This is a genomic window from Acidobacteriota bacterium (assembly GCA_029861955.1).
GTDB lineage: Bacteria > Acidobacteriota > Polarisedimenticolia > Polarisedimenticolales > Polarisedimenticolaceae > JAOTYK01.
This window is the reverse complement of the sequence record JAOTYK010000002.1, coordinates 72793-84643: the sequence shown is the minus strand read 5'-3', so window position 1 is coordinate 84643 and position 11851 is coordinate 72793. Positions and strand designations below refer to the sequence as shown.

The following is an 11851-nucleotide window of genomic DNA, read 5'->3' as shown; positions in this document are numbered from 1 at the left end:
CAGGGTGGGGTGTCCTTCTTCGGAAGGGCACCCCGCCCAACTATCTCTCGTTCTCGGGATAACTCTTTTCGGAGTTCGCCTGCAATGGCTAGGTGCGCCGTAGACGTGTCGACCGCGTTTCGTCTACTAAAGACGAAGGGCGGTCGTTCGCTCGTCGGTATGTGCGTGCTGATTCTGGGAACTTTCGGCCTCCTGAATGCGCAAGGCCCCACTCCGGCCGGCGTAGAAATCACAAACATCGCAAGTTCGACCTTCGAAACCGAAGGTTTTGGGTTCGCGGGACCCCAAACCGTGGACTCGAACGTGGTCGTCACGATGGTTCTTGGCACCCATTGTTTCGAGAGCCCGCAAATCGGCGTGATCCCGCAGGGAACGGTCGCTCCCGCCGAACTCCTGACCTTCACCGTCGCGATCACCAACGACAATTCGCTCGATCTGAACGACGTAACCGTGCGGACTCCACTGGACGTGGGGCTCCTGGCGCCAATCTCGTTTTCGACAATGACCGTGACGACCGCGAATGGGGGTTCGGCAGAGGTAACCGGGGTCTACGACCCGATGAGTCGCACGCTCACCTGGACCGTGGACCAGATCACGGCCGGTGACTCGATCGAATTGGAATTTCAGGCAGAGGTCCAGTCGGGCCTCGTTCCGGATTCCACGATTGCCAAACAGGCCGAAGTGTCCTCGCTTGCGTGTCCGGTCCCAATCTCTACCAACGTGTTGGTCATCGGGATCGTTCCGCCGGTTCTACAACTCACAAAATCCGCCAATCGGTCCAGCGCGACGGTCGGCGACTCTGTGATCTACTCACTCGTCGCGGCCCATAGCGGGACTGTTCTCGATCTTGACAACACCGTCGTGGTTGACCGGTTGCCACCGACGCTTCGCTATCTGCGGGGCAGTACGACGATCGACGGGGTTTCTGCACCCGATCCGATCACCGCCGAGAAAGGTCGACTCCTCACGTTCGGCCTCGGTCTGCTGCAGCCCGGTGATGGGCGACTCGTCCGTTACGCAACCGTCGTCGCCGCCGGCGCCGTCCGCGGAGAAGCCATCAATCAGGCACATCTCGAAGCGATGACTCCTGCGGGTTCGCTCGTCGTGTCCGATCAGGCTACTGCGGCGGTTCGACTCACACCCGGGCCGTTCAGGAGAGAGGCTCAGTTAGTGGGGCGTGTCTTCGTCGATGACGATTCCGATGGAGTCCCGGACGATGGCGAACCCGGAGTCCCGGGAGCTCTGGTCACGATGGAAGACGGTCGCGGAGCCCTGACCGACGTAAGCGGCCGCTGGAGCATCACGGGCGTGGATCCCGGATTGCACGTCGTTCGCATCGATCCCGCGACCCTTCCCAGTTCGATCATTCCTACGATCGGTGGCACCCAATGGGTCGGCGATGCCGGCACTCGTTTCGTGGAGGCTCGAGCTTCAACCCTTGTCATCGCCGATCTTCCCGTGGGGCCACCGCTCTCCCCGCGTTGTTCGATCACCGCCGAGCCAATTAGCTACACGTTGCCACTGGCGATCTTTCAGGATTCGCGCGGGCGATATGACAGCGCCGCGGATCGCCATCTGCAGGCGCTGGCTCGACTTGTCGACGATGCCGGCGTTTCCTCAGACCGTTCCATGGCAGTCAAATGCGGTGACGACTCCGTCCGCCAACGCATGGCCCGGGAAATCTCCGCAGCGCTCAACGTCGTCCGACGAATAAGAGATTCGCGCCCGGAGGAGAACCGACCGAAATCCTTCGAGCAGACTCTACGCACCGTGAAGCCCGTGGCGCAGATTCTGTCTCCGCTGGAAGGCGATGTCGCGGATCGGACACGCATCGATATCGACGTCATCGTACCGACGGAGTCCGGTTCGGAACTGCGCGTCAACGGCGGACTGGTTCCCGAGAGACGGGTCGGAACACGTTCCGAGCTTCCGTCTCGTGGTTTGATCGCGATGCGCTACGTGGGTGTAGAGTTGCGACCGGGGGACAACGTCATCGAGTTGAATTCGGGGGCGGCGGTCATTCATGTCAGTCTTCCCGATGAGCCCGTCGAACTTGTCGCGTCGGCCGAAGGGGGGCACTGGGTCGCCGACGGCGTCACGACTCCGGTTCTTATTGTCGAGACTCTCGATCAGTTCGGAGCCCGTTCGCTCGCCAGGCAGACGCTAACGTTGGAGATCGAAGGCGCAACGGTCGCTGAGGACGATCTCGATCTCGAGCGTTCCGGACTCCAGGTTCGGATTGTCCGCGGCGTCGCGAAAGTCGCAATGTCACCCCAGACGTCGCCTGGTCGCGTTCGCGTCCGAGCTTCCACCGATTTGATGGAGATCGAAGAGGAGATCGAGGTTCATCCTGGAGGCGGCGGATGGAGAATCACGGGTCTCGCCGAGGCCAACCTGGTGGGGGACGGTGGCGTCGAGGGTGACGGCGGTGCGGCACCCGGGCTGGGAGATCCGATCACGGAAAGCGGCGGAAGAGTTGCGTTGTTCGCACGCGGTCCTCTCGGCGACAAGGCGCAACTGACAGTCTCGGTCGATACGGAGCGAGAGCGAGATAGGGACCGCCTCACCAACGACTTCGAACCGGATCTGTTCTATCCGGTCGTCGGAGACGAAAGCGTTGCGATCGATGAGGCGGCATCTCAGGGCAAAGTGTTTGTACGGGTTGACGGAACTCGCGGGTACGCACAGTGGGGAGATTTCTCTACTGCGTTTCGACGGACCGAACTCGGTCGCTATGATCGCAAGTTGACCGGAGCACGCGGAAACGTCTCAAAGGGCGGATTCTCTTTCGATGGATTCGCCTCGAGCTCGGATCAACAAGTCGTCCGGGACGTATTCGAGGCCGACAATACATCGGGCCCGTTCATCCTTCGGTCGAGCCCCGTCGTGGCACGATCTGAGACCGTCATCGTGGAGACACGCGATCGGTTTCACACGGATGAGGTGATCTCTCGTGAGATCAAACGTGCGGACCTGGACTACGATCTCGACCCTGTTGCAGGCACAATTCTCTTTCGTGGGCCCATCGCCGCGTTCGATGCGGCGCTGAACCCACGTCGCGTGGTGGTCTTGTACGAGTCGCGCGGCGGTGGAGAGGATCAGTGGACCGGTGGCGGCCGCGTAGCGTGGAGAAGCGGCAGGAATTTCGAAATCGGCTCGACCGCGGTCGTCGAGGAGAGATCCGGAGAGAACTACTCACTTCTTGGGATGGATCTACATTGGCGTCTGTCGCCGGGCACACAACTTCACGCGGAGGTGGCTTCGAGTGATGCCGGCGAGCAGTCGACGGCTTACAGACTCCATCTATCCGGCGCGCCCCGACACCAGCTTCGTTGGGAATTCGGGTTCGAAGACGTCCCTCAGGCGTTTGACAACCCGACGCTCCTTGCCGCGCCGGAAGTCGGGTCTCGACGGATTCGGGGCCAGATCGAATGGCAACCTACCGACGACTGGAGGATCAAGGCTGAGGGATACACCCAGGAGGACGAGGGTGCGGGCATCGATCGAACGGTGCTCGGTGTCGAGGCGGAGCGTCGCGCGGGCCCCGTCACCGCTCTCGGCGGATTGCGTCATGTCTCCGCCGAAACCGGTGCAGGCCCGGAAACCGATTCGACGCTGATCAAGGCGGGGTTGCGCGGAAAAATCTCTGATCGTTGGTCCGCCGAGTTCCATCGAGAGCAGGCGCTCAGCGGAGAGACCGCGCCTGGTTTCCCCACGCGCACCGCTGTCGGTGTCTCCTTCGATGTACGGACGGATACGAAGATCTTCCTACGCGAGGAGATCGAGTCCGGCGATGGCCCTGATCGGGATCGAACCGTTCTCGGCGTCGAGAGTCAAATCGGACCCCACACGCGGGGCCTGATGAACTACAGCCTTAACGGAGGGGTCCAGGGCGACTCCCTCCGAGCACTCGCCGGTGTAGAAACCGTTCTCCCGCTCGATGAGAGGCGGTCGCTCCAATTCTCCGCCGGCCGACTTCAGACGACGTTGGGTGACGACACAGGTGACTACACCACCCTTGGCGCCGGTTTCGAGTACCGAACCGGAAGCAAACTTCTATCGACTCGATACGAACTTCGACTCGGCGAACTCGACGATCGCCACTTGCTAACCGCGACCGGAGCGTTCAAACCATCCGAGCCGTGGACGATCTTTGTGAGAGAGCGGTTATTTGTTGATGCGCGAGATGGAATCGACACATCGTGGCGCGGGGAGGGTCTGCTGGGAACTGCGTATAGACCCCTTGCGGGGAGATGGCAGTTCCTGACGAGACTGGATCATCAGATTGGCAACGGCGTGGCTGGCACCTCAGCCGGAGTCTTGCCGGGGACAGCCCCCACCGAACCGTCCAGCTCGATCGGAACGCCGTCACCCTCAACAATCGGCATCGGTCTGGGCACGGATCCGGGCCGCGGGTATCCGGATACCGATGTGATCTCGATCTCGGTCGCCGCTGGCTTTCGACCCACGGCCAAACACCGCGTCGCGAGTTCCGTGATCGTCCGTCACGTCGGTGAGGACGAGACGCTCAATATTCCCTCAACGCTGGCCCGACTCGTTTCCCTCCACTACACGACACAGGTCCATCAGCGTTGGACGTTAGGAATGAGTCTGCGAGAATTCGCCGAGCTTCGCAGTAGCACTCGCGACTCCGGAGCCGGTGTAGAAGTTGGCTTCCTCGCGTTCCGAAATCTGTGGATCACAGTCGGATACAACGTCATTGGATTCGACGACGGGGACTTCTCGGCCGCGGAAACGACCGAGAGCGGTGCGTTCGTTTCGTTCAGATTCAAGTTTGACGAACGCAGCCTGACCCGACTCGGAGACTTGCGACTGGATCGCTAGTCGAGGTCGAGCATGCGGAGATCTTCGAGGTAGTGGGTTGTTCGAGGATCCTGCAGACGGATCAAGCGCTGAGCGACGTCCGCCATTCGGGTCGCGACAAGCCCCGCCTCTTTCAAATGATGACTCGATCTTGCTTCGTTCTTCTGATCCAGGTATTGCGAGAGTAATTCCATGTGGCCGAATAATGCTGTGAGCGGATTATTGATCTCGTGACCCAGCGTCGCAGCCATCTCCAGTAACGCAGTCTGATGCTCGGTCTTGCGTAACTCATCGTTTAGCCGACGTGCACGGATTCCAACCCGAACTCTTGCAAGGAGTTCCGGTGGATCAAACGGCTTGGCGAGATAGTCGTCGGCACCCGAGTCGAGACCCATGACTTGATCTTCTGCGGAGTCCCGTGCGGAGAGGAGGACGACATAGGTCTCTCTCAGGCCCGGGTCACTCTTGATCGACCGGCAGTACTGGATGCCATCAAGGTTGGGCATGACCCAGTCGCAGAGAACGAATTGGGGGAGGAGCTCACGGGTCCGTTGGAGACCCTCGCGTCCGTCCTTCGCTAGATGAACCTCGTACCCGGCGTCGAGGAACCGTTGCTCCAGGACCGCGCGCATCGAGTGGTCGTCGTCGACGACCAACAACCGATCCCGTTTTGACATGTCTTCCTCATCGCCGGACCCTCCGACGGGACTAACTTAGGGACCTGGAAACCCAATTGGCAAGTTCGAGTGGAAAGTCGTGGAACTCTCACTTCTTGAGGCTCATGGAAAGAAGACCAAAATGGTCCGGTCTTCTGGTTGACGGATGGTAGGGCTACGTGCATATTGATCACGCGCAAATCGAGTTGCTTCAAGCACTTATGCGAATGTTTCGCAACTAGCTTGCGGCTCAGGGTCGACATCCCATCACCCAACCAGGTTCGGTCTGTGGTTGGAGTCGACGAAGCGACTAAGTTGCGACCGGTTCGCATGAAGAAGTCTGAAGGGCGTGAGGAAAGGGGAATCGTGAGAATAGCTGACATCACTCATGCGAACGGTTCGCATAACAGTTCGGGCTCTCCTCGTCGTCGACGCGGGTGGGCCGCAGCGATGGCCGTCGTCGTGACGATGGCAGGGTCGGTCGGATGGATACTTCGAGCCGACGAGACCTCCGAAAAGCCGGCCGAATCCAGGCCTGTCGAGGAGGCAACGACCGAGTCGTCCGTCGTCGTCGAAGAAGTCCGCGTCATCAGTAAACCTCCGAGTCGGACGCCTGGGTCGATCTCCTATATCGGCCCCGAAGAATTGGAACGTCAGGGCCACACCGATATCCACCGGATTCTCCGATCGGTACCCGGGGTCAACCTGCAGGAGGAGGACGGATACGGCCTTCGTCCTAACATCGGGATGCGCGGGACGGGAAGCGAACGGAGCCAGAAGATCACCCTCCTCGAAGACGGAGTGCTCATCGCCCCGGCCCCCTATTCGGCGCCGTCTGCGTACTACTTTCCAACGACGGGGCGGATGGACGGAGTCGAGATTCGTAAAGGATCGAGCTCCATTCGTCAGGGACCTCAAACCAACGGCGGGGTGCTCAATCTACTCTCCGCAGGCATTCCGTCCCATTTCGGGGGACGCCTTCAATGGACCACGGGGTCGGATGCGTCACGGCGAACGAGCGCCAGAATTGGGGACTCCGGGCCTCGCGTCGGGTGGCTCTTCGAGACCTATCAACTCAAGACGGACGGATTCAAGGAACTGGATGGAGGCGGTAAGACGGGATTCGACCTCCAGGACTACCTGTTCAAGGTGAGATATGTCATCCGCCCCGGGGCGCGACGATTTCAGATGATGGAACTCAAACTTGGAAAGACCGACCAATTCGGTCGCGAAACCTACGTGGGTCTTAGTGACGCCGACTTCAATCTCAATCCGTACCGGCGGTATGCCGCGTCGCAGAGAGACAGGATCACTGCGGACCATGAACAGGTCCAACTGCGCCATGTCATTCGACTGCGAGATGGGTTCGATGTCGTAACGACCGTCTATCGCAACGACTTCTTCCGAAACTGGAGCAAAGTACAGTCGGTCCAAGGTCAGTCAATCGCCAATGTTCTTCTCGCGCCTGACGACTTCGCAGACGAGTTCGCGGTTCTTCGCGGCGATATCGATAGCGTGGACGATGCACTGTCTTTGCGCCACAACCGTCGAGACTACTTTTCGCAGGGTGTGCAGACCACGGTTCGGTATAGACCTGGTTCCCGCCTATCGAATCACGAGTTCGAATTTGGACTTCGCGTTCACGAGGATGAAGAGGATCGGTTCCAGGAGGAAGACGGCTACCGCATGCTGAGTGGTCAGATGATCCAGACCTCGATTGGATCGCCGGGAAGCCAGAGTAATCGCATCAGCGGAGCAACCGCAGTCGCGGGCTATGTCGAGGATGAGATCACTCTGGGTCGCTGGACCGTGACGCCCGGAGTTCGGTTCGAGAGCATTGACTTTTCGCGCAGTGATTTTGGAAAGAACGATCCACTTCGGGTGGGGGACTCCTTGACGACCGGCCGCACGGAGTTCGATGTGATCATCCCCGGACTCGGCACAAATGTACGCATCGGTGACATGAGCCACGTATTCGCAGGAGTCCACCGGGGCTTTGCCCCTCCGGGGCCGGGCTCGAGTCAACAGGCCGATCCCGAGGATAGCGTCAACTACGAGATCGGTTACCGATTCGAAGGCCCGACTCTCGGCACCCAGATCGTCGGGTTCTTCAACGACTACAAGAACCTACTGGGTTCCGACACGCTCTCATCGGGTGGAACCGGCACGCTCGATATGTTCAACGGTGGCGAAGTCGATGTGATGGGTCTTGAGACGTCATTCCATGCAGAAATGGGACGAGTTGCCTCGTCCGTACGTTTCCCCCTGGCCGTGACCTACACGTTCACGGATGCCGAGTTTCGGAGTAGTTTCGAGAGCGATTTTGCCGGATGGGGCGATGAGGTCATCCGTGGCGATGTTCCTCCCTATCTGCCGAAGCATCAGGCTGCGCTTCAACTCGGGATTGTTCACAACGCGTGGTCTCTGAACACCGAGATGTCCTGGGTTGATCAAGCGCGGACGGTGCCCGGTCAAGGGCCGACGACCGACGAAGAGACTATTGACGCGCACTTCCTCCTGGACGTGACTGCAGAGGTTCGTGTTCACGACTCCGTTCGAATGTTCGTCCAATCTCGCAATCTTACGGACGAGCGATATATCGCCGCACGTCGGCCCGCCGGTGCGCGACCAGGGATCGGAAGGACGATCGCAGTAGGGTTCAAGTGGGATTTCTAGGATGCCGTTGCGTTGGTTGACGTACGCGGCGGGTCTAGTCGTTGCGACGTTTGTCAGCGCCCCGTTGTTTTATCTCGTGATGCGAGCGATGGCTCTCGGACCCTATCGTGTCCTGGAGTTCTGGTGGCGTCATGGTCAAGTTCAACTGCTCATGCAGACAGTTGCCTTGATGGTGGGCGTTGTGGCGATCGCGAACGCGATCGCGATTCCGGCAGCGTGGCTGGTCGCTCGGACCGACCTGAGGTATCGGGGCATCTGGGCCACCATCCTTGCGTTGCCGCTTGTCATCCCAAGTTACGTTTCGGCGTTTTCCTGGGTCTCCGTACTGGGCCCACGCGGGCTGCTTCAGGGAATGGTCTCTTTTCTTGGCGTCGAGCGATTGCCCGCAATCGCGTACGGTTACACCGGTGCGCTATTCGCTCTGGCGTTGTTCACATACCCGTACTTGTTTCTCCCCCTGGTCGCGGCAATGAATTCACTCGACGGGAGCACAGAAGAGAGTTCACGAGTACTCGGAATCGGACCGTGGAGAACGTTCTTCCGCGTCACACTTCCGCAACTTCGTGGATCGATCGCGACGGGATCCCTGCTAATCGCGCTCTACGCGTTATCCGATTTCGGGGCAGTGTCAATCGTTCGATATAACACCCTTACACTCGGTGTGTACAACGCATATCGGAGTCTGTTCGATCGATCCGGCGCGGCCCTGGCGGGATTGCAGTTGGCCGTTGTCGCACTCGCCGTTGTGGGTCTGCATGGGCTTGTACGTCGCCGCGAGCGCCGGAGCACAACGGGTTCGCAGCGGACGCGATCAGTAATAGAGCTCGGTCGATGGAGGATTCTGGCACGGATAGGCCTGAGTTGTGTCGTCGTACTCAACATAGGCATTCCGCTTCTCGCGATATCGGCCTGGTTGACCCGTTCAGGATTGCCGCAGTCAACACGAGGTCTGATGTCGGCCACGCTGAATTCCTTCACGGTTTCGAGCCTTGCCGCGATCGCGGCGGTCGTGCTGGCCTTCCCCGTGGCGCTGTGGGTTACTCGCTCTCCAGGGTTTGTCGGCCGGTGGGTCGAGCGATTGTCCATCACAGGGTTCGCGATGCCGGGGCTAGTAGTGGCTCTCTCGTTGGTGTTTGTTGCGACGCGGCAGCTGCCGTGGATGTATCAGACTACGCTGCTTGTGGTCATTGCTTATGTCATACGATTCTTGCCGGAGAGCCTCGGGGCGACCCGGAACGCACTGCTGCAGTTCTCGCCTCATTACGAAGAGGCAGCCCGCAATCTGGGCCACGGCGCAATATCGACGTTTCGATCCGTAACCTGGCCACTCATCAGGCCAGGCGTTCTTGCAGGAGGGGCTCTGGTCTTCATGACCGCGATGAAGGAGTTGCCGGCAACTCTGATTCTCAGACCCATTGGGTTTGAAACACTCGCGACAACTATCTGGAGTGCAGCCTCCGAGAGTTACTACGCGGATGCTGCCTTACCGGCATTGTGTCTCCTGTTCGTCGGCGCGGTTCCGGTCTATCGTTTCTCAATCCAACCAACGTTGAGGGTGCCGTGAGTCAGAGAACCACACCCCATCTCCTCGAGACGCGATCATTGACCGTCTATCGAGGCGATCAGCTGGCCGTCGATGACGTCGATCTCACACTCGACGCTCACGAGATCCTGGCTCTTGTGGGCCCCTCTGGCTGCGGGAAAACTTCGTTCCTGAGGTCTCTCGCAGGATTCGAAAGGCCAATTCGCGGGACGATCGAGATCGGTGGAATCGTCGTCTCGGATGATTCTCGCTGGCTGGCACCGGAAACTCGTCAGGTCGGGTTGGTCTTCCAGCACGGTGCGCTCTTTCCCCACCTCAATGTCTCGGAGAATATCCGCTTTGGGATTCGCAAGAATCCGCACAGCGATGACCGAGTTCGCGAACTGTTGGCGTTGACTCGAACCGAGGAACTTGCAACTCGCTTTCCTGACGAGTTATCCGGCGGGCAATCGCAACTTGTCGCGCTCGCCCGCGCGCTGGCGCCGGCGCCTCGTGTGATTCTCTTCGATGAGCCGTTCGCAAATCTGGATGTTCATCTCCGCGCCGATGTGCGGCGGCGTATTTGCGACATACTTCGCGAGACCCGAACCGCGGCCCTGTTTGTCACGCACGACCAGGAAGAGGCATTGAGCATCGCCGACAGGGTCATCGTGATGCTTGAAGGAAGAGTCCTCCAGGATGCGCCGGCTCAGACGGTCTACGACCGTCCTGCGGATCTCGGTGTCGCGCAGTTCATCGGCGTTAGCCAATTCATCGAAGGCCGGGCCAACCACCAGCGGGTCGATTCGCTGTTCGGTCCCGTGGTCGAAACGGATCTGTCTGGTCCAGTCCGGATTCTAATTCGTCCGGAGGACATTCGGTTGGAACCGGGCGGCGTCGAGGCGCGGATCTGCGGGAAGCAATTTTTCGGACATGACGTCGTCCAGGAGATCGAACTTTCCGGAGGGGAGCGCCTGGCGATGCGGGTCTTGCACGGCAACTCGGCGGAGAACGGCGACCTCATCCGAATCGGCCTGCGTGAGAAGAGATACCAGGTATTCCCGATCGATACAGGTTCCTCAGACTCTTAAAACGACTTTCGTACAGCCATCGAGTTTCCGATCGAAGATGTCGTATCCGTGAGCCCCATCGGCAAGAGGAAGTACATGAGATACGAGCGACGCCAGAGTCGATTGGTTGTCTCGAGCGAACGGTAGCAGCTGCTCCATGAGATGGCGTGCTGGGCACCGCCCGACTCGGTAGGTCAGGTTCTTGTCGTAGGCCTCGGTAGGAGAAAAACTGAACTGCGGTTCGTTGTGAACCCCGACAACGGAGAGTGTCCCTCCCGGTCGGAGCAGGTCAATCGCAAGTCGATGAGCATCTGCGTTGCCGACGACCTCCATCACGGCGTCCGCACCTCGGCCGTCGTTCTCCGAGTGAAGCCGTGCGACGACATCTTCGGTTGCCCCGTCAATGGGAATGGCTCCGAAGTCGACGGCCCGTAAGAGACGGTCGGCAACACGATCTACCGCGTAGACACAGGTCGCGCCGAGATGACGTGCGGCGGCAATTGTCAACAACCCGACCGGTCCGCATCCCACGACGACATAGACTCCGTCAGCCTCGACGCCGGCCTGAAGCGCGCAGAAATAGCCGGTAGAGAGTATGTCGCCGAGAAGAACACCCACACTCTCGTCGATGTCAGATTCCAGTTCGAGTAACGTTCCGTCCGCATCGGGAACCCTAATGTACTGCGCCTGGGCGCCTTGCAGTCCCACACCATTCTGTACCCACCCGAACAGTCGCGAACGGTCGCAACGCGACGTCAAGCCGGTTCCACAGAAGTAACAGTGACCGCACGAAGTCGTGAATGGCGACATCACCCGTTTCCCCGGCCGAACCGTGTGTACCGACGAACCTACCTCGACGACTTCTCCGACGAATTCGTGCCCCATCACGGTGCCGACATCGATACCGCTCTCACGACCATGTAGGACATGTAGATCGGAGCCGCAGATGCCGGCGAGCGAGACGGCGACGATGGCGTCACCCGACTCAAGAACTCTGGGGTCCTCGACGGAGTCCAACTGGACTTGCATTTGGTCGACATAGGTAATCGCTTGCATGCTCCAATGCTAGCAGAGTCCGAGAGTGTTTCAGACAATCCAGACAA

The 11851-nt window shown here is 59.6% G+C and carries 7 protein-coding genes; 4 read left to right on the top strand and 3 right to left on the bottom strand.

Translation table 11 applies throughout. The features are described 5' to 3' along the window. Positions 1-291: 291 nt before the first annotated feature. On the top strand, positions 292-4845 hold the full coding sequence (locus tag OES25_01380; GenBank protein ID MDH3626291.1) for a DUF11 domain-containing protein: 4554 nt from the start codon (positions 292-294) through the stop codon (positions 4843-4845). Here OES25_01380 and OES25_01375 read toward each other — a convergent pair. Further along, positions 4842-5501, bottom strand: coding sequence for a response regulator (locus OES25_01375; protein ID MDH3626290.1), 660 nt, complete (start codon positions 5499-5501; stop codon positions 4842-4844). The genes OES25_01380 and OES25_01375 overlap by 4 nt on opposite strands. Before the next feature lie 365 nt (positions 5502-5866). After that, positions 5867-6070 carry a hypothetical protein gene (locus tag OES25_01370; protein ID MDH3626289.1) on the bottom strand — a complete coding sequence of 68 codons (204 nt, stop codon included), beginning with the start codon at positions 6068-6070 and terminating at the stop codon, positions 5867-5869. Here OES25_01370 and OES25_01365 point away from each other — a divergent pair. The 3 genes from OES25_01365 to OES25_01355 are packed head-to-tail and all read left to right on the top strand — an operon-like array spanning position 6069 to position 10769. After that, a complete protein-coding gene (locus OES25_01365) occupies positions 6069-8156 on the top strand; it encodes a TonB-dependent receptor (GenBank protein MDH3626288.1) in 2088 nt (695 codons plus the stop codon). The genes OES25_01370 and OES25_01365 overlap by 2 nt on opposite strands. Before the next feature lie 7 nt (positions 8157-8163). After that, entirely contained in the window at positions 8164-9720 is a 1557-nt protein-coding gene (locus OES25_01360; protein MDH3626287.1) for an iron ABC transporter permease, read from the top strand. Next, positions 9717-10769 (top strand): ABC transporter ATP-binding protein, encoded by a 1053-nt coding sequence (locus tag OES25_01355; protein MDH3626286.1) that lies wholly within the window; start codon positions 9717-9719, stop codon positions 10767-10769. The genes OES25_01360 and OES25_01355 overlap by 4 nt, the downstream gene beginning before the upstream one ends. On the opposite strand, the gene OES25_01350 is transcribed toward OES25_01355, so the two are convergent. Then, positions 10758-11804 carry an alcohol dehydrogenase catalytic domain-containing protein gene (locus OES25_01350; protein ID MDH3626285.1) on the bottom strand — a complete coding sequence of 349 codons (1047 nt, stop codon included), beginning with the start codon at positions 11802-11804 and terminating at the stop codon, positions 10758-10760. The two genes, OES25_01355 and OES25_01350, sit on opposite strands and share 12 nt — an antisense overlap. Between the last annotated feature and the right edge of the window lie 47 nt (positions 11805-11851).